Here is a 21080-nt window from a genome sequence, read left to right as displayed (position 1 = left end):
GTCGCGGTCTTTCAAGGGTGCGTTTCGGGTGTGATAAGTTCCACGGAGGGAAAGTAAGACCGGTATCCGCCGGGATCGCGGGTCAAAATTTTGTAACCCCTGATCGTCGCATGGGCGCCGATGAGGAAGTCGGGCAATATCCGTTCGCGTCCTCCGCCGGCACGACGGTAAAGCCGGAAAGCTTGAGCAGCGGCAAATACAGCCGGCCAAGGCAGGTTCTCGCGGCGGAATTCATCCTGCGGAAGCAGTTGCTCAACTTCATCCATATCGTCGTAGCGAACGGAAAATTCGGAATAGATAATCGGATTTATGAGCACTGGCCCATCTCTGAAGACGTCGAGCAATTTCCGACGCGACCACCCATGCCAGTCCGAACTGACCACGGCCAGGTCGACGAGGATGTTTGTATCGACAAGCGTCGCCATCAGCGATCACGGGTCATCGACATGAGGTCTTCGGCATCGATCTTCTGATCACCGGTTCCTTCGAGACGACGGATCGTCTGCAGGAACCGGTCGAGCCGACCTCTATCCTCGATCTCCTGCCTGCCATTTTTCGGCGAGACAACCAGCTTGCCGTTCTCGATCGAGAAGATGACCTCGCTGTTGGCCTCGATGCCGGCAAGCTCCCTGAGATCGCGAGGGATGGTGACCTGGCCTTTGGACGTGACGCGCATCTTGTTGCTCCTTCAAAGTAAGAATTATCCTTACCATCGGAACAAGTCAAGAACAAACTAGCCGGCCAGTGCCTGCCGCATCCGGTTGCTGCCGCGATTGTGGGCATGGCAGATGGCGATCGCCAGGGCGTCGGCCGCGTCATCGCCCTTGAATTCAACTTTCGGCATCAGGATTTTCAACATCATATGGATCTGGCGCTTTTCGCCATGGCCGACGCCGATGACCGCCTTCTTCACGGCATTCGGAGCATATTCGGAGACCTGCAGTCCGGCGCGGGCCGGCACCAGCATGGCGATGCCGCGGGCCTGGCCAAGTTTCAGGGTCGCCACAGCATCCTTGTTGACGAAGGTCTGTTCGACGGCAGCTTCATCCGGCGTGTAGCTATGGACGACCTCCGCCAGGCCATCGTGCAACTGGCAGAGGCGAGAGGCGAGGTCCATGTCTCCATCGGAGGTCACGGTTCCGGAGGCCACAAACCGCAGGGAATTGCCCAGCGTGTCGATGATTCCCCAGCCGGTGCGGCGAAGCCCGGGATCGATGCCGACGATGCGAATCGTATTTTGCATGGTTCAACCTATAGCGACTGCGAAATAACTGCCATCGATATGTGAACAAAACAAAAACATTCTCGGATTTAAGCCGCTCCATTTACCGCGAATTAAAACAGATGCTTGAATTCTAGTGTCAAATACGAAGGGGGGTCTCGTGTCGCAAGGAGATAAGCCCCCCGATGTTCTGTTTAAAGATCGGTCGATCAGGCATGCGCTGCGTGCCCACGCCGGCAGGCGTGTCAGAAGGGGTTCGTCGTACATGGCTCAGAGATTTCAGTCCCTGTCCTTCAAGGTCATTGCCACATTCATTCTGCTGACCGTGCTATCGATCGCCGTGATCGACGTGCTTGCCTATTTCGCCAGCAGCCGGATCTCCGACGAGCAAGCGCTGAAGGCTAAGGAGAGCGTACTGATCTTTCGCGGCGACATGCTGCAGGACCAGCTGACGCAGCTTGAAAACCAGGCAAATTCCATCGCGCGCATCGAATCGTTGCAGATGTCGATCACCAGCCTGAAGAGCGGCTGGAAGACGATCGAGAAGACCTCGGGCGATGCCCGCGCCGAATTGAAGAAGGTTTTCATTGCGGGCAATCCCAACCCGGCCGACCAGCGGGAGAAGCTGATGAAGCCGGAAGGACCGAGCGGCTTTTATTATTCGAACCACGAGAAGACGCAGGGCGAAGTTGCCCGCGATCTCGAGGGTACCGCCTTCAGCGATCTGCTGATTGCCGACCTCGACGGCACGGTCCTCTATTCCTACAAGAAGCAAGACGATTTCGCCGAGAACCTCAAGTCGGACGCGTGGAAGACCACCGGCGCCGGTATCGCCTTCGCCAAGGCGATCGAGAATACCGCCAAGGCGACCGATGACGCCGCGCCGACGGGTTTTTCCGGTCTTCGCGTCGATACCGCCAGCGGCAAATCGGCGATCTTCTATGCCGTACCGATCATCAAACTCGGTGCGGCCAAGGGCATCATCCTCTTCAAGGTGCGCGACGACATCGTCACCGGTATCCTTGGCAAGGGCATCGTCCAGGGCAGCACGGCGCAGGCAGCGATCGTCTCCAGCGATGGCTCCGCCGTCGGTCTCGACGCGAGCGGCAAGCTTGCGACGCTCGATGCGGCTCCTTTCACCTTCATCAAGAACGCGCTTGCCAGTTCGGCGATGACGGTGGCCGACTTCAGCCGGGCGGACGGCGCGGCCCGCGCCTATGTCGGCGGTATCGACTATCGTGGCGACCGCTTCCTCGTTGTCGAGAGCGTGCTTTTGAGCGAGCTTAATGCCGGCTCGATCGAGATCGCCACGCTGCTGACGATGATCGGCATCGGCGTGCTCGTCGTCATGGCGGTCGCGACCGGCCTCGTCACCAATTTCCTGTTTTCGCCGCTTGCGCGGCTTGCCGGCGTCACCCGTGATGTTGCCGACGGCAAGCTCGACAGCGAGATCGGCAGCCAGAACCGCAAGGACGAGATCGGCACGATGGCGAATGCGCTCGCCCGCTTCCGCCAGTCGCTGATCGAAAGCCGCGAACTCGAAGCCGCCAGCGAAGAAACGCGCCTGAAGGCCGATCACGACCGCCAGCAGAACCTGGCTGAGCGCGAAGCCGAGGCGAAGAGCCTGCAGCACGTCGTCGAAGCGATCGATGAGGGTCTGCATCATCTGGCGACTGGCGATCTCGCCTACCAGATCGATACCCGTTTCCCGAATGAGCTTGAAAGCCTGCGCGTCAATTTCAACGAGGCGCTGGCGACGCTGAGTGAAACAATGACGGCTATCGGCGGCAACTCGATGGCGGTGCGTGCCGGCTCAGAGGAGATGCGCACCGGCGCCGACGAGCTTGCAGGGCGCACCGAGCGTCAGGCCGGCTCGATCACCGAGACGGCGAATGCGATCAGCGCCATCACCCAGTCCGTCCGCCGGCAGATCGAGCGAGCCGAACAGGCCGAGCGCATCGCCCGCGACGCCAAGAAGGAGACGACTGGCTCCGGCCAGATCATGCGCGAGACGATTGCAGCGATGGAGGCAATCCAGACGTCTTCGCGTCAGATCAACACGATCATCTCGGTCATCGACGACATCGCTTTCCAGACCAACCTCTTGGCGCTCAATGCTGGCGTCGAGGCGGCGCGTGCCGGTGAATCGGGCAAGGGCTTCGCCGTCGTCGCCATGGAAGTGCGCGAGCTGGCACAGCGCTCATCGAGTGCGGCAAAGGAAATCTCCAGCCTGCTGCAGAAATCGACATATGAAGTCGAAAGCGGCGTGGCGCTTGTGGAAAAGGCTGGCGTTGCGTTGACCGGCATCGGCGCCCATGTCGAGGCGATCAACGGACAAATCAATGAGATCATGGGTGCGACCCGCGAGGAAGCCAATACGTTACGCGAGATCAACAGTGCCGTCGCCGAACTCGACGCGATGACGCAGCAGAACGCGTCGATGGTCGAGGAGACGACGGCGGCGATCCACAGGCTGGCAACGGAAGCCCTGGAAATGGATCGCCAGCTCGGTAATTTCACGCTGCCGCACGGAAACCACCACCCAAGCGCCGAAGTGCATGTGCTGCGCCGTCACCGGTAAACCGTGGCTTCTGAGAGCTGACACTGGGTCGCGCTCGCGCGGCCCTTTTGTTTGGGTGCATGGTTTGGAATGGCTGGGGCGGCAACCTACATAGACGGCATCGTTCAACTGCCCGGTAGGTTTCCCATGGTTCCCTTCTCCATACTCGACCTTTCCCCCGTTGCCGAAGGCAGCAGCATCCGCCAGTCTCTCGAGAGCTCGGCGCGGATGGCCGGGAAGGCCGAGCAATTCGGCTACAAGCGCTTTTGGCTCGCCGAGCATCACGGCATGCCGGGGATCGCCAGCGCCGCCACTGCCGTCGTCATCGGCCATGTCGGCGCCGCAACAACGCGCATCCGTATCGGCTCCGGCGGCATCATGCTGCCCAATCATTCGCCGCTCGTCATTGCCGAGCAGTTCGGCACGCTCGAGGCGCTCTTCCCCGGCCGCATCGATCTCGGCCTCGGGCGCGCGCCGGGAACGGACATGCGCACGGCACAGGCGCTGCGGCGCAATCTCGAGGCCGGTGCGAACAGTTTCCCGAACGACGTGGTGGAACTGCAGCAACTCCTCGATACGCCAGTCGAAAACCAGACGATCCTTGCGGTTCCCGGCAATTCATCGCATATCCCGATCTGGCTGCTGGGCTCCAGCCTCTACAGTGCCCAGCTTGCTTCCATGCTAGGACTTCCCTATGCCTTCGCTTCGCATTTTGCGCCCGACATGCTGCTTGATGCGATCGCGATCTACCGGGACCGCTTCCAGCCCTCGTCGACGCTCGACAAACCTTATGTGATGGTCGGCGTGATGGGCGCGGTGGCTGCGACCGACGAAGAGGCGCGGTACCATTTCACCTCCGCCGAGCAGCAGTTCGTCAACCTGCGCCGCAATGTCCGCGGCCCGTTCCCGCGCCCGTTGGCCGATATGGAAAATTTCTGGTCGCCGATGGAGAAGATGAACGTCGAACACACGCTGCGTTACGCCGTGGTCGGATCGCCGACGACGGCGGAGGCGAAACTGACGGAGTTTCTCAAGGAAACGCAGGCCGACGAGGTGATCATCTCGATGCCGATCCACGACATCGAAGCGCGGTTGACGTCGGTGGAACTGTTTGCGGGCTTGGGAAATTTCATGCGGGCGGCCGCGTAGGCTTGCCAAGCTGCGCCTCGAGGGCGGAACATCGCGAGCGCTGACCGTCCATCGGCAGCAGAAACCCGGCATCGCGGCCGGGTTTTCCATTGATGATCGTTCTGAGGAAATTCAGGCCGAGAGTTTCGCCAGCACTTCTTCCGAGACCTCGAAGTTTGAGTAGACGTTCTGCACGTCGTCATCGTCTTCTAGGCTGTCGATGAGCTTCATCAGCGACTGGGCCTTTTCTTCGTCCACCGGCACGTTGTTCTGGGCGCGCCAGACGGCTTTGACAGTCTCGGCGTCGCCCAGGCTCGCTTCCAGCGCTTTTGCCACCTCTCCGAGAGCTTCGAATCCGCAGGTGATGTAGTGGCCGTCTTCGTCGGTCTCGACATCGTCGGCGCCGGCTTCGATCGCGGCTTCCATCACCTTGTCGGCATCGCCGACGGACAGCTTGTAGGTGATTTCGCCGACATGGTCGAAGGAGAAGGAAACGGAACCGGTTTCGCCAAGCGCTCCGCCAGCCTTGGTGAAGATCGAACGGACGTTGGAGGCGGTGCGGTTGCGGTTGTCGGTCAGAGCTTCGACGATGATCGCCGTGCCGCCGGGGCCATAACCCTCATAACGGACTTCATCGTAGTTTTCGCCGTCGGCGCCAGCTGCCTTCTTGATGGCGCGGTCGATATTGTCCTTCGGCATGGACTGGGCCTTAGCGTTCTGGATCGCCAGGCGAAGGCGGGCGTTCATCGTCGGGTCGGGCAGGCCGGCCTTGGCGGCAACGGTGATTTCGCGCGCAAGCTTGGAGAACATTTTTGACCGCACGGAATCCTGACGGCCCTTGCGGTGCATGATGTTTTTAAACTGTGAATGGCCAGCCATGGCACCCCTGTCCACGTCATATTGTTCGGAATGGGCCGCCTTATAAGAGCGAAACGGTACCCGTTCAAGGAAAAAGCAGTTTGGAACAAAGGCGGGGGGATGACGTTTCAGGAACTCCATCCAACGGAAAGGAACGGTCATGGCAAGTCTCAGCGATGCGCAGGAACAGCCAGCACGTCAGCTCTGGGATCAGGTCAACGATGTTCATGCCGGCATGCTCGGGATTTCCGGGCTGGACATGCACATGCAGCCGATGGCGCCGCATGCCGATCCCACCACCAACACGATCTGGTTCTATACCAAGACCGATGCCGACATCGTGCGCGCCATAAAACCGGGAAGCCGCGCGCATTTCTGTGTTATCGGCAAGGATCACGACTATCACGCCTGCCTTGCCGGTGTGATCGACGTGCGCCCTGACCCTTCCAAGATCGAGGAATATTGGACTTCGATTGTCGCGGCCTGGTATGATGGCGGCAAGAAAGACCCCAAGCTCACCATGCTTTCCCTCCATGTCGACGATGCCGAGATCTGGGTTTCCACAGGCAACAAGCTGAAATTCGGCTGGGAGATCGCCAAGGCCAATCTTGACGACGACAAGATGCCGGATGTCGGCATCAAGCGCCACCTGCAGTTCGCTTGATGATTTGAAGAGTGTCGCTTTAGGCCCGGGGAAAATCGCCGGGCCTTTTTACTGCACACCCTTCAGTACATAGATCAGCGGCCTTTTCGGCAGGGTGCGCATGGAGATGGTGATACTGTCATCGGGCGCATTGACGACGTCGAAATCCTTGCCGAACATTGACACGAAGGCTTCGACCGGCGGGCCGCGCCGGTGCATCGGCAGAATCAACGACGAGCGTAGCCGCTTGATGACGCGGCTCATGCTGTCGGCGCCCATGGTCAGGCCACCATCGACCGGGACCATGACGATGTCGAGGCGGCCGATCTCGGTGTAATGGGCATCCGTCAGTTCATAGTGCAGGTGGCCGAGATGGCCGATGCAAAGGCCGGCGATTTCGAAAATGAAGATGGAGTTGCCGTTTTCCTGCGAGCCGCCAAGGCCATAGCTGAAACGGATATCCGTCGGGACATTGCGGATATAGGCATCGCCAATGACGAGATTGATGTTGGCCTTCTCGCCCGGAACGTCGCTCCAGCCATGCAGCACATGCTTGATCTCAGGATCGGGCGTCAAGGTAAAGTGGCTCGTGTGCGCCTTGTTCATGGTCACGACATCGGGCATCGTTCCCGGCTTGTACCAGCCGTTATAATCTGTCGCGATGACGATGCCGCCGGGCGTGTCTATCTCGAAGGTGGAATGGCCGAGGAAGGTGAATTTGACGTCTTCGCCCTCGGAGACGGCAGGCGTTAGCGGCGTGGCGCCGGAAAAGCTTGCGAAGGTTGCCTGCGGGACGTTCTGCGCGATCGCCTGGCAGTGGCTGACGGGCGGTCGCTCACCCTGTGCCCCGGCAAGACCTGGCGCGGCGAAGGCCGCAAGGCATGCGATAGCAAGGACAAGATATTGCGGCTTCATGCCACCCCCTCCGGCGCTCTATCACTTTGAATTGGCGGCGGAAGGATGCGGCATGAGGTCGCAGCGGTCCAGACTAGGATGCTCACGATTGCGTGTGGGTCTGCGTATCGGCGCGGGGGCGGCGGGCTTAGAGCATTTCCGTTTTTCTCCAAACCACGGAAATGCTCTATCTATTTGTTTTAACACAGTTCCGGACGCAAAACTGTTGCTCACTTTTGCTGGAATTGCTCTAGCGCCAGAACTCCGGCACCGTCTCGGCCAGCCGCGGCCCGAGCCGAAGCGGCGCGATCTTTTCGGCCAGGCCGGTTCTATCGGAAATCTCCACGCCGACGCCGCAGATCGTCGCCGGGCCGTTCGCGGCTTCCATGCGGCCCTTCGGCATCTTGGAGATGAAGCGGTTGAGCGGCTCTTCCTTATCCATGCCGAGAGAAGAGTCGTAGTCGCCGCACATGCCGGCATCCGACATATAGGCGGTTCCGCCGTTCAGGATCTGTGTGTCGGCGGTCGGCACATGCGTGTGGGTGCCGACGACGAAACTGGCGCGGCCGTCGACGAAATGGCCGAAGCATTGCTTCTCGCTGGTCGCCTCTGCATGAAAATCGAAGATGATCGCATCGGCCTGCTCCTTGAGCGGGCAGGCAGCGAGGATCACTTCCGCCGATTTGAACGGGTCGTCGAGTTCCGGATGCATGAAGACCCGGCCCATGACGTTGGCGACGAGCACGCGCGCGCCATTCCTGGCATAGAACAGGCCGGAGCCGCGGCCGGGCGTGCCTTGCGGATAGTTGGCCGGCCGCAGAAATTGATCGTGCCTCCCGGCAAAGGCCACGGCTTCCTTCTGGTCCCAAACGTGATTGCCCGTCGTCACCACATCGGCGCCGGCATTGATCGTCTCCAGAAAGATGTCCTCGGTGATGCCGAAGCCGCCGGCGGCATTCTCGCCGTTGACGACGACGAAATCGAGCTTGAGGTCGGAGATCAGGCCGGGAAGGCGCTCCCAGACTGCCGTGCGTCCCGTCTTGCCGACCATGTCACCCAAAAAAAGCAGCCGCATTCCCTATCCAATCCAAGAGGCAAAAAAGCGAAGGCCGCTTTCTGTCAGGATGGCATCCAGGCTTATGTCGTGCGGCTCAGCGGGCACATGTGCCACTTCCTGGCAGTCGAATGCAATGCCGATCAGCTTCGGATGCAGGCCTTTTTGTCTCAGCCGGCTGATGGCGCGGTCGTAGTGGCCGGCGCCGTAACCGATGCGGTGGCCGCGGGCATCGAAGGCCGAAAGCGGCACGAGCATGATTTCCGGATTAAGAATGGCGGCATCCGCGCCAGGGCCGACCGTGCCGAAACCGGTATCGACAAGCGGCGCACCCTCCGCCAACTCGCGAAAGACGATGGTCTGTCGATCGAGGATCGCCGGCACGCAGAGCCGCGCACCGCGCACGGCAAAGCGCGCCATCAGCGGCCTGAGATCAGCTTCCGAACGGATCGGCAGGAAGCCGGAGACAATTGTGCCCAGCGCAAAACCAACCGCTTCGCCTGCATGTTCAGCCATTGCGAGACTCTTGGAGGCGCGTTTCTCGCCCGGGATGGCGTCGCGTGCGGACAGCCGTTCGTTGCGCAGCTGTGCTTTCAGTTGTTGAGCGGTCATTCGATCTACCGGTATGAGAGATTGACCGAGCATAGACGCCTGGATGTCCGATGCAAATGCCGGATGCGACAGTGCTGCGCCCGTTTCACGCCCTGTCGGCGGGATGCGGCCGGAGGTCAGATGACGATGCTTGTCGGTATTGTCGCGGTGCCGGTGGATAAGCCTGCCATATCAGGCACGGCGTTGGCCCCGCCCTGCCAGTCCTGCTGCCGCAGGTCGTGCATCGCCTTTTCGAGCAATTGCCTGAGTTCGCGCACGACCGCCTTGAACGCTTCCATCGTTTCTCGGTCATCGGACGAGATGCCCGAGGATTTTGGCGCGTCCTCGGCGGTGCTCTCATAGGCCTCGCGGGCCTGGGCGGCGTCGACCGGTTCCTGCGATCCGGTCGCGGTTTTTTCTGAGACATCCGTCAGTGCAGCCTCAGTCCCGCTCGTCGCGGCGGCTGTTGCATCCGTGGTTGCGTCCACCGGAGCGACTGCTGCAGGGCTGCCGGTCGCGGCGGCCGATGCGAATTCTGAAGCGGCGGTGCCGACCTTGCGCGCCAGTTCGGCGGCCAGACGGGCGACCACCTCGGGCGGCATATTGGAGCTGCGCAGCATCTCCAGCTGTTGCTTTGCCTCGTCGAGCTTGCGTTGTGCCTTTGTCTTGGCTTCGTCCCCGGAATTCGCCAAGGTCTGCCGCATCTGCTGCAGCGTCTGGGTGCTGCGCTGCAGCTTCAGCACACCCTGATCGGTCTCGTTTCCGGCGGCAGACATTGCTGCAGCAGAAGGCGTGCCGCGCAAGATGATGGAGGCAGACGTAGTTGCGACCTGCATGAACAATCCCCGACAGCCCGATTGCAATTCGGCGCATCCTGCAACGTCAGACTTGCGTGGACCTGTGTTCTGGGGCCGCCCGTAGGGCCGCGGCGAGCCGTTGCATCGTTTCTTCAAACAGCGTTGCTCCGCCCGGCAACCAGCCGAGCGCGCGGATTTTCGCCGTGCTCATGCGATTGAGCGCCACCCTGTCGGCGGGGGGCGGCAGCACGTGCCGACAGCCGGTCTCGCGCCGGATAGGCGAAAGAATATCGCGCGTGTCGACTGATATGTCCGAGACGTTGAAGACCTCGCCGGAGATGCGGGTGCTTTCCGTCTCCAGCATCAGCCGTACCGCACGCCCGAGGTCGCGGCCGTGAACTTCCGTTCCTACACGCGAAACAACCGCCCGGCCGGCGAGATAATCGGCGGTAAGCCCGTCCCATTTGTTCGGCGAGAGATCGCCGTAGATCCCGGTCGCCCTCAGGCTCACGCCGGCAAAACCCGGCGTGGAGAGGTGGGCAAGCGCGCGTTCGGCATCGAGCTTGACCTGGCCGTAGAGCGTTTCGGGCTTGGCCAGCATGGTTTCCGCCAGCTCGGTTCCCTCGGGATGTTCGCCATAGGCGGCGCGGCTGGACAGGAAGACGCAGCGGCGTGTGCCGGCGCGTTTGGCGGCTTCGAAAAGCCGGACGGTGCCGTCGAGGTTCAGCTTGTGGAAATTCTTCGGATCGTCGCCCTCGCCGCCGCGATATTTGCCCGGAACATGGCTCAAGGCGGCGTGGACGAAGAAATAGGCATCGTCGAAAACACCGATCTGATCCTTGTCGGGATCGAGCGAAAGCGCTGCGAAATCGACCGGGCGCGAGAAGAGGCGGGGCAGCGGCGCACAGCGCCCTCCGACGATCACCTGATATCCGCCAGCCAGCAGCTCCTCGACGACATACCGGCCGACGAGACCCGTTCCGCCAGATACCAGTACCTTCATGCTGCCCCTTCCGGATTATCCAGCGCCGTGATCTCGGGCACATCGCCGTCATCGTGGAAACGGTGCCACAAATCGATCAAGGGTTGTAGTCGCGCTGCCTTGGGATGATCCTTTTCCCACGGTTTTTCATATTGGTAATGCAGGATCGAAATGTTCTTCCAGTCCCAAAGCTCGGGCATGGTGAACCATACATATTGCAGCATGTTGAAATAAACAGGCAGGCCGTGCCAATCCGGGAAGAAAGTCTCGAGAAACGTCTGATCGGTGCGCCGCCAGAAAACGTCTGCCGTGTCGAGCGTTTCGAGCATGTGCCGGAATGTGTCATGCGACGGCGTGGCGACGAAGACGCCGGAATTCATGCGGCGAAAGTCGGCGAGGTTTTCATAGACATTCGGGGCGGCGGAGAATTCCGGATAGTGGAAGAGCCTGTCGACGTTCTTCAGTACGAGGGCGTCTGCATCGATGAAGACGCAGCGCTCATATTCGACAAGCTGCCACAGCCTGAGCTTGCAGAAATTGTCGAGCGGCGAATGAAAATCCGGTTTGCGGCCCTTGGTGAAGGGGGCCGCCGAATGGAGCTGGCCACGGGCATGGCGTTCGTTGAAGGCAGCTGACAGCGGCAAATGCTCGACCTCGATCAGGCGGCAGTCGAGGGTTTTGAGCGGGACGAGGGCGGTGGCATCGACGCCGCCGGTGTGGAGAACGACGATGTCGGCGGTGGTGTCGGTGCGGCGCAGCGAATTCGCCAAGGCGGTGGCGCCCATGGCGTAGTCGGCGTTGGTGACGAGGGTGATATAGGCGAAATGGGCTGGTTTTTCGCTGGCGCTCGTCATGTCGCCGCTCATGATACCGACTTCAGCCGCTTGCCTTCGGGATCGTGATTGATCGTCGCGGCGATGTCCTTGGTCCAGGCGGAGACGGCCGGCACGCGCGAGCGGTCGACGCGATAGGCGAATTTCTTCGCGACATCGACGATCTCGCCGAGCAGGCCCGCTTCCAGCGTGATCGGTTCGAGGCCGAGATCGCGGAATTTTTCGTTCCGGACGATCAGCTCGTTCTCGGCAGCTTCCTTGCGCGGGTTGGGCAGCCAGGCGATCTCGGCGCCGCTGATCCCCGCGATCATCTCTGCGAGGTCGCGCACCCGGTGGGTTTCGGTCATCTGGTTGAAGATCTCAACGCGCGCGCCGCGAGCCGGCGGGTTCGCAAGCGCCAGCTCGATGCAGCGCACCGAATCCTGGATGTGGATGAAGGCGCGGGTCTGGCCGCCGGTGCCGTGTACCGTCAGCGGATAGCCGATCGCCGCCTGGATCAGGAAGCGGTTCAGCACCGTGCCGTAATCGCCGTCGTAGTCGAAACGGTTGATGAGCTGTGCGTGGCGGCGCGTCTGTTCGGTATGGGTGCCCCAGACGATGCCCTGGTGCAGATCGGTGATCCTGAGACCATCATTCCTCGCATAGAACTGGAAGAGAAGCTGATCCAGGCACTTGGTCATGTGGTAGATCGAGCCGGGGTTGGAGGGATAGAGGATCTCCTGGCTCACCGTCTCGCCGCCTTGAGTTTCGATGCCGACCGGCAGGTAGCCCTCTGGGATGGCAGCGCCGACCGTCGAGTAGCCGTAGACGCCCATGGTGCCGAGATGGATGAGATGGGTATCGAGATTGAGCTCGGTCAGCGCGTTCAGCAGGTTGTGCGTGGCGCTGACATTGTTGTTGACCGTGTAGTTCTTATGGCGGTCGCTCTTCATCGAATAGGGTGCGGCCCGCTGCTCGGCAAAATGGATGACGGCATCCGGACGGTGTTCGGAAAGCCAGTTCTTCAGCAGTTCGTAGTCCTTGGCGAGATCGATCAGATTGAAGTGGATGCGGCGTCCGGTTTCGACATGCCAGATGCGGGTGCGCTCCTGGATCGAATCCATCGGTGTCAGCGACTGAACGCCAAGTTCCGTGTCGATCCAGCGGCGTGAGAGATTGTCGAGGATATGAATGTCATGTCCGGCATCGGAGAGATGCAGCGACGTTGGCCAGCCAATGAAACCGTCTCCGCCCATAACCGCAATCTTCATCACATCGTCTCCTTATCGGTCACTCAATGTCGGGAATAGTTAGGAATTATGACAATCATTCAATGCTTGCCTGTCAGGAAGCGTTGCGCCAAAGAGGGCACCTCAGTTTGGAGAAAATTATGACGGAGCGCCCTTTTTCCATTTCGGGAGAGCTGACCGAGGCCGGGCATCGCCTTGTCCAGCGGGTCTATTATGAAGATACGGATTTCTCCGGCCTGGTCTATCACGCCCGCTATCTGCATTTCCTGGAGCGTGGCCGCACCGATTATCTGCGTTGCCTCGGCGTCGAGCAGCGCGAACTCGTCAGCGCCGACGAGGAGGGCCTGGTCTTCGTCGTCCACCGCATGGAGATCGACTTCAAGAGCCCGGCGCGCATGGACGATGTGCTGACGATCCTGACGCACACGGAAAAGGCCGGCGGCGCCAAGATGGTGCTCAATCAGCAGATCCGATCCGGCGAGACGCTGCTGATTGCCGCCAAGGTGATCATCGCCGTCATCAACGCCAGAGGGCGGCCGCGGCGGCTGCCGGAAACGCTGGCGGTGAAATTCCTGGAAGGCAGCACGCCGCTATAGCCGCGAATCGCCCGGAATTCGGGCTTGTAAAAACTTGATCTTTATGTGAAGGAATTCCCCGCGCCGCAGGATGAGCGCTCTTTCGGCAGCCGGATCTTGCTCCGGTCAAGTAGTCCATGGGATGAAATCTTCCAAACACAGGCTTGCTGTCACAGTCCGGCACTAACGATCTATTAACCATAATAGTGTCTTACTGGGAAAGTCGGAGTTTGTGCGGTGCACGCCTTCCTTTGACCAAATTTGACGGCAAGAAGGCGGAAGATGAGCTTGGAAGCTTGACCAGGGCTTTGGGCGGCGGCCACCGGACACTTCTTGCGAGATCAATTTGTGCCGCCCGGTCCAGCACCGGGCGTTTGGATTCGGGGATTTTGGATCAATGGAACAAGTAGGATTGGCAGCAGCAACGACGGACGTCAGCCTCTGGTCGCTTTTCATGCAGGCCGGAATCGTCGTCAAGCTCGTAATGCTCGGGCTTATCGCAGCCTCGGTGTGGACCTGGGCGATCGTTATCGACAAATACCTGGCCTATGGCCGCGCACGGCGCCAGTTCGACAAATTCGAACAGGTGTTCTGGTCGGGCCAGTCGCTGGAAGAACTCTATCGCTCGCTGTCGGAGCGCAACAATACCGGGCTGGCATCGATTTTCGTTGCGGCCATGCGGGAATGGAAGAAATCCTTCGAACGCGGCGCCCGCTCACCGATCGGCCTGCAGATGCGTATCGACCGGGCGATGGACGTGACGCTTGCCCGTGAGACCGAATTTCTCGGCGCCCGCCTTGGATCGCTGGCAACGATCGGTTCGGCCGGCCCGTTCATCGGTCTCTTCGGCACGGTCGTCGGCATCATGACCTCGTTCCAGGCGATCGCAGGTTCGAAGTCGACCAACCTTGCGGTTGTCGCACCCGGTATCGCCGAAGCGCTGCTTGCCACCGCGATCGGTCTCGTCGCCGCTATTCCGGCGGTTATCGCCTACAACAAGTTCTCTGCCGATGCCGGCAAGCTCTCGGGCCGCATGGAAGGTTTCGCGGATGAATTCTCCGCCATACTTTCGCGCCAGATCGACGAGAAGCTACAGCCGCGCGCTGCCGCTCAGTAACCAACGGAGTATACTGACATGGGTATGGCTGTTGGAGGCAATGACGGCGGGGGCGGTAGACGCCGCCGTCGCGGCGGTCGGAACAGGGCCGTAATCTCCGAAATCAACGTGACGCCGCTCGTCGACGTCATGCTCGTGCTTTTGATCATCTTCATGGTCGCGGCACCGATGATGACCGTTGGCGTGCCGATCGACCTGCCGGAGACGCAGGCCAAGGCGCTGAATTCCGAGACGCAGCCGATCACCATCTCCGTCAAGAACGACGGCGAAGTGTTCCTGCAGGAAACGGCGATTCCGGCCGCCGAGATCGCCGCCAAGCTCGAGGCGATCGCCACCACTGGTTACAACGAACGGATCTTCGTGCGCGGCGACGCGACAGCGCCTTACGGCGTCATCGCCGACGTCATGGCCCGTATTCAGGGCGCAGGCTTCAAGAATATCGGCCTCGTGACGCAGCAGAAGAAGGACCAATAGCGTTCAAGATGAAGACCAGCGTCGTCACATCTGCTGTTCTGCACTGTCTGGTGCTTACCTGGGCGATGGTGTCGCTCAGCGCGCCGGAATCCTTCAAGGTGGAGGATTTCGAGGCGATGCCGGTCGATCTGGTGCCGGTGGAATCCATTACCCAGATGCAGCAAGGCGACAAGAAGGCTCCGAAGAAGGAGACTTCCGCACCCGTGCCGACGACGCGGCCGCCGATCGCGCAGCCGGCCGAGAATGCAGGCGACAACAATGTCGATCTGAAGACGCCGCCGGTCCCGAACGCCAAACCCAGCAATACCGAGGCTGCGGCGGCGAATTCGAGCGACAAGCCGATGCCGAAGATCGATCCCAAGCCGAATGACGTCAAGGAGATCGTCAAGGAGGAAACGGAGGTCGAGCAGCCGAAGGAGGTCGCTTCCATTCCGCCGCCGAAGCCTGTCGAGGTGACGCCGCCGAAGCCCGAGGAAAAACCGCCGGAAGAACAAGCCAAGCCGGAGGAGCCGCCGAAGCCCGATGCCGAGGCGCTGCCGGACAATGTACCGACGCCTGTCGCCAAGCCGCAGGTGAAGCCGCCGGAACCAGAGAAGCCCGTCGAAAAGCCGCCGGAAAAGACTGCGGACCAGCCTAAGACCGCCGACACACCGACCGACAAGAAGAAGGCGGACAAGAAGCAGGAAACGGCGAAATCCGCCTCACCGATGAAGAGCGACTTCAACGCCGACGAGGTTGCTGCGCTGCTGAATAAGACCGATCCTTCCGCTGGGGGTGCGAAGCGCTCGACGCAGGAAGCATCGCTTGGTGCGAAGAAGAGCAATGGTGGTGCTGCACTTAGCCAGAGCGAGATTGATGCCGTACGCGGCCAGATCTCTGGTAACTGGACGGTTGTTTCCGGGTTGGCCGGCGCCAACGAGGTTCATCTTAAGGTTCGTGTTCAACTTGATCAGGCCGGTAATGTCGTTGGCGATCCCGAGGTCATTGCTTCAGGCGGGCCGGATTCAACACGCCAAGCGCTTAAGAGCAGTGTCTACCGCGCTGTTATGAAATCATCTCCTCTCAAAAATTTGCCTGCAGACAAATATGAGGGAGAAAACGGCTGGAACGAGATGGATCTCAACTTCGATGCCAGCGATCTGGGGATTTAAGTGTCGAAGAACCTGATCCATTTCGCGAAGCCTTTCGGGATATACGCGGTGTTGACGGGGTTTATCCTTGGCCTCGCATTTCCGCTCAGTGCAAATGCAGAGGCGGCTGTTCGCCGAAACGGCGACGTCCTCAGCGCGGCTGAAGTTACGGCGCTGAGAAATGCGATTGAACGCCAATTCATCGTCGACAGCCGCCTGAAAGATATCGGCAGCGTGCATATGACGATTCACATAAAGCTTGCTGGAGACGGACAGATCGTAGGCAGCCCTGATGTACAGGTCATCGGTGGCAGTGAGCGTACGCGGAAAAGTATTGCCGATTCGGGCCTTCGCGCAATTCGTCGCGCAGCTCCTTTTACGATGCTTCCAAAAGAGAAATACGATGTCTGGAATGAAGTCACGTTTAACTTCGACATCAGCGCTCTTACCCATTAGATGCTGAAAGGCTTGTTTGATATGGTCAAATGTTCTCTCATCCGCGCGTTGGTGGTCGCCGTCGGTATGACTGCTGGCGCTGTTGTCTCCTCTCCGGCAAATGCGCGTGTCGAAATCAACATCAACAAGGGCAATATCCAACCGCTTCCGATCGCGGTGACCGACTTCCAGGGCGACATGGGCGCGCAGGTCTCGCAAGTCATCGCCGACGACTTGCAGCGGTCCGGTCTCTTCGCACCCATCAACAAAACCGCCTTCATCGAGAAGATTTCTAATCCCGACGCTTCGCCGCGCTTCGAGGACTGGAAGGTCATCAATGCCCAGGCGCTGGTCACCGGCAGGGTCACCAAGGAAGCGGATGGCCGCCTTCGCGCCGAATTCCGCCTGTGGGATACTTTTGCCGGACAGCAGATGGCCGGTCAGCAGTTTTATACGCAGCCGGAGAACTGGCGCCGCGTCGCGCATATCATTGCCGATGCGATCTACAAGCAGATCACCGGGGAAGAAGGTTATTTCGATACCCGCGTCGTCTTCGTCTCCGAATCCGGCACTAAGCAGCAGCGCAAGCGCCAGCTGGCGATCATGGATCAGGACGGCTTCAACGTGCGCATGCTGACGGATGGCAGCGATCTCGTGCTGACGCCGCGTTTCTCGCCGAGCCGGCAGGAAGTCACCTACATGTCCTTTGCCAACCAGCAGCCGCGGGTCTATCTGCTGCAGCTGGAAACCGGGCAGCGTGAGGTCGTCGGCAATTTTCCCGGCATGACCTTCTCGCCGCGCTTTTCGCCGGATGGCCAGAAGGTGATCATGAGCCTGCAGCAGGACGCCAATTCCAACATCTATACGATGGACCTGCGCTCACGCACGACGACGCGCCTGACCTCGACGGCTGCGATCGACACTTCGCCGTCCTATTCGCCTGACGGCGCTCGCGTCAGCTTCGAAAGCGACCGTGGCGGAAAACCGCAGATCTATGTGATGAATGCCGATGGCTCGGGCCAGACCCGCATTTCCTTCGGTGACGGTTCCTATTCGACGCCGGTCTGGTCGCCGCGCGGCGATCTCATCGCCTTCACCAAGCAGGCCGGCGGCAAGTTCTCAATCGGCGTGATGAAACCGGATGGTTCCGGCGAGCGTATTCTGACGACCGGCTTCCACAATGAGGGCCCGACCTGGGCGCCGAACGGCCGCGTGCTGATGTTCTTCCGCCAGGCGGCAGGCGCAGGTGGTCCGCAGCTCTATTCGATCGATCTGACCGGTTACAACGAGCAGCTTGTGAAGACGCCGAGCTACGGTTCCGACCCCGCTTGGTCGCCGCTTATGGAGTAGGCAATGCGCTTCTGCCTTCATGTCGTCCCAAAGTCATGGAATCGAGCGACCAAGGGACAAATCAGTAATTCGTTAACCATAATTTTTGAGGGGCGGTTAACCGAGTGCGGTTACTGTCCGGAAACCCTGATGAACCCGCAAGGAGACCGGCCATGAGCCGAATTCATACCCCGGCAATGAGCCGCATGCAGAATTTCGCCCGCAATCCCGTCATGATCGCGCTTATCGCCGGTCTCGCGCTCGCGAGCTGCGCCAAGAAGCCGCCGAACAGCCCCGGCGATATTGGCCTCGGTGGTGGCGCGGGTGGCGCTGCAACGCCGGGCTCTGCCCAGGACTTCACGGTCAATGTCGGCGACCGCATCTTCTTCGATACCGACTCCTCGTCGATCCGCGCCGATGCTTCGCAGACGCTCGACCGTCAGGCCCAGTGGCTCGGCCGCTACCCGAACTACCAGATCACCGTCGAAGGCCATGCCGACGAACGCGGTACACGCGAATATAACCTCGCACTCGGTGCCCGCCGTGCGGCTGCCGCCAAGGATTATCTCGCTTCGCGCGGCGTTCCGGCGCAGCGCCTGAAGACGATCTCCTACGGTAAGGAACGTCCGGTTGCCGTCTGCGACGATATTTCCTGCTGGTCACAGAACCGCCGCGCAGTCACGGTTCTCGGCGGCGCCGGCATGTAATTGCCGACTTAGTTCGCTTTCGGAAGGCGGTCCCATCAGGGGCCGCCTTTTCTTTTTGACCACACTTTGGCCAGACTCCGTTGCTTTTTGACAGCAATTGGAAAAATCTCCTGTTCGTGTCATCGAGGCGCGAAGAATCACTGGGACAGGACGATACATATGAAGAAACTTGTCGTGGCAGGCATGCTGTGCCTCGCGGCCGTGACCGGGAGCGAGCGGACGGCCTATTCGGCCTCGTTGTTCGGGCTGCATCTTGGCGGCCGATCCGCGGAAAACCAGCCGGCACCGCCCGTCATCAAGGTGCAGAGCGGCGATGCCGAGGTCCGCGTGCAGCAGCTCGAAGAGCAGCTGCGACAGCTAAACGGCCGGATCGAGGAGATGAGCTTCCAGCTGTTGCAGATGCAGGAGACGATCCGCAAGCAGCAGGAAGACAATGAATTCCGCTTCCAGCAGTTGGAAAAGACGGGTGCCAGCGGCGGCGGTGCCAAGGCTCCTGTCAAGAAGAGCGAGACCGATGTCGCTCCGGCAGCCTCCGGCGGCGATGACATCGCCAAGGTGATCCAAGCACCGCAGGGAGCCGAAACGGCTCCCTCCACCAACGTGCCTGCCAATAGCCGCCTCGGCCAACCGCCGAAGGAGCTCGGCTCGATCGATTTCGATCAGAAGGGCAATGCGATCGGCGGAACTGTCGATGAAAATGCGGGAATCGGCTCCGGCCCGGTTCCCAATACCGCTAATCCGCAGCAGACCGCTTCGCTCGGTGGTGAAGCGGACCAGTACAAGTCGGCCTATGGCCACGTCTTGTCCGGCGATTACAGCACGGCCGAACAGGAATTCACCCAGTACATCACCCGCTACCCGAGCAGTGCGCGGGCGGCGGACGCCAATTTCTGGCTTGGCGAAGCGCTCTATTCGCAGGGCAAGTACAATGAGGCGGCCAAAACCTTCCTCAATGCGCACCAGAAATACGGCACGTCAGAAAAGGCGCCTGAAATGCTGTTGAAGCTCGGCATGTCGCTTGCTGCGCTCGACAATACCGAGACGGCCTGTGCGACGCTGCGCGAAGTCTCGAAGCGTTATCCCAAGGCTTCGCGCGCCGTCATAAGCAAGGTTGCGAGCGAACAGAAGCGCCTCGCCTGCTAAGGTCTTCCGGCATGTCTCCGGAAGCCCGATCGCCGCAAGAGGCGATCCTCCAGTTTCTCACCTCGCTTCAAAGCCCCGCACGCATTCTCGTCGCGATATCGGGCGGCAGTGATTCCACCGGCCTGCTTCTCCTCCTCGACGAAGCCGTGAAGGCCGCGCCTCATCTCAAAATTTCCCTGTGCGCTGCGACCGTCGACCATGCATTGCGCGCCGGCTCCGAAGACGAGGCGCATGCAGTCGCAGCCCTCTGCACTTCGCGCGGCATTCCCCACACCATCGCGACCTGGCAGGGCGACAAGCCGAGAACCGGCATCATGGCCGCGGCCCGCGAGGCACGTTACAGCCTTCTGGCCGAAGCGGCGGCAGCGCTTGGCGCCGATCTCATCGTTACCGCCCATACGCTCGGCGATCAGCGCGAAACACTTGCCATGCGCGGCATGCGAACGGACCAGGCCTCGACCGGCATTGCCGATGCGGTGCTCTTCAACCGGCATTTTTGGGTCCTGCGGCCGCTTCTCTTTTCCAGCCGGGCGGATATCCGCTCTTTCCTGAAAGAGCGGGGCGTGCCGTGGATCGACGATCCGAGCAATGAGGATGTGAAGTACGAGCGCGTGCGAATCCGCCGGCAGCTGTCGGCCGGTGCGGGTCCGGAGAAAAATATCCGCAGGGCCTGGGAAGAGCGACTGGCGCTTTCGGCCAAGGCCGCGGAATGGCTGGACCGTCATTTCAGGCTTCACGGCGGCCTGCTCGGGCAGGTGATGCCTGACGGGTTGCGGCGGGATCGGGCAGTCCTCGACTATGCGCTCGGCCGTCTGACAGGCGTTTTCGGCGGGCAGCCGTTTGCCCCGGGGAGGGCGCATATGGAGCGTATCCTTGCATTTGCCACCGGCAGCCAGCCGGCACGGATGACCGCCGGCAGGGTGGTGTTCGATCTCAGGCGTGACGGGCTTTATCTCACACGCGAAAGCCGGGGGATTTTGCCGCTGGTGTTGCGGCCGGGAGAGGCGGGTGTTTGGGATGGGAGGTTTTTTGTGCGCAACGGAGTGGCCAGACCAATCGTCGTCGAGGCCGCATCACACTCCCCCTCATTCCTGTCCCTCGGGTCAAGCCCGAGGACAGGAATGAGGGAACATCATTTTGAGCACCTTCCCAAGGCGGCATGGAACCGCGCCATAGCCTCAGCACCGGCTTTATCCGCCGAAGGAGCGCTTTTATCTCAGGAATATGCCCGCATGGTCGACCTCACGCCCTATTTCGCACCGTTCGACCGCTTTTTGACACGATTTGATTTCATCTTTGCCGATAGGCTTTCGGCGGTTTTCGTAACGGCGCCCTATCCGAGGCCGCCTTTAAGAAGTATTGACGGAAAAACCATCTGA

Annotated in this window: 23 protein-coding genes; 12 read left to right on the top strand and 11 right to left on the bottom strand. The window is 60.5% G+C overall.

What is annotated here, in order from left to right; all coding sequences use genetic code 11:
- Positions 1-11 precede the first annotated feature (11 nt).
- From HJB89_RS15430 to ruvC, 3 genes are read right to left on the bottom strand one after another with little or no spacing between them, the layout of a single operon-like run.
- Positions 12-425, bottom strand: coding sequence for a type II toxin-antitoxin system VapC family toxin (locus HJB89_RS15430; protein ID WP_207581679.1), 414 nt, complete (start codon positions 423-425; stop codon positions 12-14).
- Complete coding sequence (locus tag HJB89_RS15425) at positions 425-676, bottom strand: AbrB/MazE/SpoVT family DNA-binding domain-containing protein (protein ID WP_221116388.1); 252 nt, start codon at positions 674-676, stop codon at positions 425-427. Before HJB89_RS15425 ends, HJB89_RS15430 begins: the two co-directional genes overlap by 1 nt.
- A 57-nt stretch (positions 677-733) precedes the next feature.
- Complete coding sequence (ruvC, locus tag HJB89_RS15420) at positions 734-1243, bottom strand: crossover junction endodeoxyribonuclease RuvC (protein WP_209881823.1); 510 nt, start codon at positions 1241-1243, stop codon at positions 734-736.
- Positions 1244-1487: 244 nt separating this feature from the next.
- Between ruvC and HJB89_RS15415 the strand changes: the two genes are divergently transcribed.
- Positions 1488-3803 (top strand): methyl-accepting chemotaxis protein, encoded by a 2316-nt coding sequence (locus HJB89_RS15415; protein WP_221141886.1) that lies wholly within the window; start codon positions 1488-1490, stop codon positions 3801-3803.
- A gap of 126 nt (positions 3804-3929) precedes the next feature.
- A complete protein-coding gene (locus HJB89_RS15410) occupies positions 3930-4931 on the top strand; it encodes an LLM class flavin-dependent oxidoreductase (RefSeq protein ID WP_221116437.1) in 1002 nt (333 codons plus the stop codon).
- A gap of 111 nt (positions 4932-5042) precedes the next feature.
- On the opposite strand, the gene HJB89_RS15405 is transcribed toward HJB89_RS15410, so the two are convergent.
- Complete coding sequence (locus HJB89_RS15405) at positions 5043-5789, bottom strand: YebC/PmpR family DNA-binding transcriptional regulator (RefSeq protein ID WP_207581675.1); 747 nt, start codon at positions 5787-5789, stop codon at positions 5043-5045.
- A gap of 139 nt (positions 5790-5928) precedes the next feature.
- Here HJB89_RS15405 and HJB89_RS15400 point away from each other — a divergent pair, with 139 nt between their 5' ends.
- The gene (locus HJB89_RS15400) at positions 5929-6432 is read left to right on the top strand and encodes a pyridoxamine 5'-phosphate oxidase family protein (RefSeq protein WP_207581674.1); all 504 of its coding nucleotides are present in this window, start codon (positions 5929-5931) and stop codon (positions 6430-6432) included.
- Positions 6433-6480: 48 nt separating this feature from the next.
- Here the strand turns inward: HJB89_RS15400 and HJB89_RS15395 are convergent, their stop codons facing one another.
- The 7 genes from HJB89_RS15395 to HJB89_RS15365 form a co-directional block, all read right to left on the bottom strand.
- Positions 6481-7326, bottom strand: coding sequence for an MBL fold metallo-hydrolase (locus HJB89_RS15395; protein WP_207581673.1), 846 nt, complete (start codon positions 7324-7326; stop codon positions 6481-6483).
- 229 nt (positions 7327-7555) lie between these two features.
- Positions 7556-8380 (bottom strand): TIGR00282 family metallophosphoesterase, encoded by an 825-nt coding sequence (locus HJB89_RS15390; protein WP_164008083.1) that lies wholly within the window; start codon positions 8378-8380, stop codon positions 7556-7558.
- A gap of 3 nt (positions 8381-8383) precedes the next feature.
- Complete coding sequence (locus tag HJB89_RS15385; RefSeq protein ID WP_221116386.1) at positions 8384-8971, bottom strand: 5-formyltetrahydrofolate cyclo-ligase; 588 nt, start codon at positions 8969-8971, stop codon at positions 8384-8386.
- Between the two features lie 116 nt (positions 8972-9087).
- Entirely contained in the window at positions 9088-9786 is a 699-nt protein-coding gene (locus tag HJB89_RS15380; protein WP_207581671.1) for a hypothetical protein, read from the bottom strand.
- A 46-nt stretch (positions 9787-9832) separates the two neighbouring features.
- Complete coding sequence (locus tag HJB89_RS15375; RefSeq protein ID WP_221150156.1) at positions 9833-10750, bottom strand: NAD(P)-dependent oxidoreductase; 918 nt, start codon at positions 10748-10750, stop codon at positions 9833-9835.
- A complete protein-coding gene (locus tag HJB89_RS15370) occupies positions 10747-11583 on the bottom strand; it encodes a glycosyltransferase (RefSeq protein ID WP_221150231.1) in 837 nt (278 codons plus the stop codon). The genes HJB89_RS15375 and HJB89_RS15370 overlap by 4 nt, the downstream gene beginning before the upstream one ends.
- Positions 11584-11591: 8 nt before the next feature.
- Positions 11592-12812: an NAD-dependent epimerase/dehydratase family protein gene (locus tag HJB89_RS15365; protein ID WP_221116383.1), complete on the bottom strand. Its 1221-nt coding sequence runs from the start codon at positions 12810-12812 to the stop codon at positions 11592-11594.
- A gap of 119 nt (positions 12813-12931) precedes the next feature.
- Here HJB89_RS15365 and ybgC point away from each other — a divergent pair, with 119 nt between their 5' ends.
- The 9 genes from ybgC to tilS all read left to right on the top strand — a co-directional run bounded on the left by ybgC (position 12932) and on the right by tilS (position 21080).
- Positions 12932-13387: a tol-pal system-associated acyl-CoA thioesterase gene (ybgC, locus tag HJB89_RS15360; RefSeq protein ID WP_012758853.1), complete on the top strand. Its 456-nt coding sequence runs from the start codon at positions 12932-12934 to the stop codon at positions 13385-13387.
- A 376-nt stretch (positions 13388-13763) separates the two neighbouring features.
- Positions 13764-14483 carry a protein TolQ gene (gene tolQ, locus HJB89_RS15355; RefSeq protein ID WP_221116382.1) on the top strand — a complete coding sequence of 240 codons (720 nt, stop codon included), beginning with the start codon at positions 13764-13766 and terminating at the stop codon, positions 14481-14483.
- Between the two features lie 18 nt (positions 14484-14501).
- Entirely contained in the window at positions 14502-14957 is a 456-nt protein-coding gene (tolR, locus tag HJB89_RS15350) for a protein TolR (protein ID WP_207581667.1), read from the top strand.
- 8 nt (positions 14958-14965) lie between these two features.
- Complete coding sequence (locus HJB89_RS15345; protein WP_221150155.1) at positions 14966-16108, top strand: hypothetical protein; 1143 nt, start codon at positions 14966-14968, stop codon at positions 16106-16108.
- Positions 16109-16543, top strand: a complete 435-nt coding sequence (locus HJB89_RS15340; RefSeq protein ID WP_221150154.1) for a cell envelope integrity protein TolA — start codon at positions 16109-16111, stop codon at positions 16541-16543.
- Between the two features lie 21 nt (positions 16544-16564).
- Positions 16565-17872 (top strand): Tol-Pal system beta propeller repeat protein TolB, encoded by a 1308-nt coding sequence (tolB, locus tag HJB89_RS15335; RefSeq protein WP_221150153.1) that lies wholly within the window; start codon positions 16565-16567, stop codon positions 17870-17872.
- 152 nt (positions 17873-18024) lie between these two features.
- Positions 18025-18558 (top strand): peptidoglycan-associated lipoprotein Pal, encoded by a 534-nt coding sequence (pal, locus tag HJB89_RS15330; protein WP_221116380.1) that lies wholly within the window; start codon positions 18025-18027, stop codon positions 18556-18558.
- A 159-nt stretch (positions 18559-18717) separates the two neighbouring features.
- On the top strand, positions 18718-19701 hold the full coding sequence (gene ybgF / locus HJB89_RS15325) for a tol-pal system protein YbgF (RefSeq protein ID WP_221116379.1): 984 nt from the start codon (positions 18718-18720) through the stop codon (positions 19699-19701).
- A gap of 11 nt (positions 19702-19712) precedes the next feature.
- Positions 19713-21080, top strand: a complete 1368-nt coding sequence (tilS, locus tag HJB89_RS15320; protein ID WP_221116378.1) for a tRNA lysidine(34) synthetase TilS — start codon at positions 19713-19715, stop codon at positions 21078-21080.

Origin of the sequence: Rhizobium sp. NZLR8 (genome assembly GCF_019685025.1) — a bacterium.
Lineage (GTDB): Bacteria > Pseudomonadota > Alphaproteobacteria > Rhizobiales > Rhizobiaceae > Rhizobium.
The sequence above is the reverse complement of the archived record's forward strand: the minus strand, read 5'-3'. Positions and strand labels throughout refer to the sequence as shown.

Bases quoted from the DNA above. Each gene is read 5' to 3' on its own strand.
- HJB89_RS15430 (WP_207581679.1), bottom strand. From the start codon at position 425: ATGGCGACGCTTGTCGATACAAACATCCTCGTCGACCTGGCCGTGGTC.
- HJB89_RS15425 (WP_221116388.1), bottom strand. From the start codon at position 676: ATGCGCGTCACGTCCAAAGGCCAGGTCACCATCCCTCGCGATCTCAGG.
- ruvC (WP_209881823.1), bottom strand. From the start codon at position 1,243: ATGCAAAATACGATTCGCATCGTCGGCATCGATCCCGGGCTTCGCCGC.
- HJB89_RS15415 (WP_221141886.1), top strand. From the start codon at position 1,488: ATGGCTCAGAGATTTCAGTCCCTGTCCTTCAAGGTCATTGCCACATTC.
- HJB89_RS15410 (WP_221116437.1), top strand. From the start codon at position 3,930: ATGGTTCCCTTCTCCATACTCGACCTTTCCCCCGTTGCCGAAGGCAGC.
- HJB89_RS15405 (WP_207581675.1), bottom strand. From the start codon at position 5,789: ATGGCTGGCCATTCACAGTTTAAAAACATCATGCACCGCAAGGGCCGT.
- HJB89_RS15400 (WP_207581674.1), top strand. From the start codon at position 5,929: ATGGCAAGTCTCAGCGATGCGCAGGAACAGCCAGCACGTCAGCTCTGG.
- HJB89_RS15395 (WP_207581673.1), bottom strand. From the start codon at position 7,326: ATGAAGCCGCAATATCTTGTCCTTGCTATCGCATGCCTTGCGGCCTTC.
- HJB89_RS15390 (WP_164008083.1), bottom strand. From the start codon at position 8,380: ATGCGGCTGCTTTTTTTGGGTGACATGGTCGGCAAGACGGGACGCACG.
- HJB89_RS15385 (WP_221116386.1), bottom strand. From the start codon at position 8,971: ATGACCGCTCAACAACTGAAAGCACAGCTGCGCAACGAACGGCTGTCC.
- HJB89_RS15380 (WP_207581671.1), bottom strand. From the start codon at position 9,786: ATGCAGGTCGCAACTACGTCTGCCTCCATCATCTTGCGCGGCACGCCT.
- HJB89_RS15375 (WP_221150156.1), bottom strand. From the start codon at position 10,750: ATGAAGGTACTGGTATCTGGCGGAACGGGTCTCGTCGGCCGGTATGTC.
- HJB89_RS15370 (WP_221150231.1), bottom strand. From the start codon at position 11,583: ATGACGAGCGCCAGCGAAAAACCAGCCCATTTCGCCTATATCACCCTC.
- HJB89_RS15365 (WP_221116383.1), bottom strand. From the start codon at position 12,812: ATGAAGATTGCGGTTATGGGCGGAGACGGTTTCATTGGCTGGCCAACG.
- ybgC (WP_012758853.1), top strand. From the start codon at position 12,932: ATGACGGAGCGCCCTTTTTCCATTTCGGGAGAGCTGACCGAGGCCGGG.
- tolQ (WP_221116382.1), top strand. From the start codon at position 13,764: ATGGAACAAGTAGGATTGGCAGCAGCAACGACGGACGTCAGCCTCTGG.
- tolR (WP_207581667.1), top strand. From the start codon at position 14,502: ATGGGTATGGCTGTTGGAGGCAATGACGGCGGGGGCGGTAGACGCCGC.
- HJB89_RS15345 (WP_221150155.1), top strand. From the start codon at position 14,966: ATGAAGACCAGCGTCGTCACATCTGCTGTTCTGCACTGTCTGGTGCTT.
- tolB (WP_221150153.1), top strand. From the start codon at position 16,565: ATGGTCAAATGTTCTCTCATCCGCGCGTTGGTGGTCGCCGTCGGTATG.
- pal (WP_221116380.1), top strand. From the start codon at position 18,025: ATGAGCCGAATTCATACCCCGGCAATGAGCCGCATGCAGAATTTCGCC.
- ybgF (WP_221116379.1), top strand. From the start codon at position 18,718: ATGAAGAAACTTGTCGTGGCAGGCATGCTGTGCCTCGCGGCCGTGACC.
- tilS (WP_221116378.1), top strand. From the start codon at position 19,713: ATGTCTCCGGAAGCCCGATCGCCGCAAGAGGCGATCCTCCAGTTTCTC.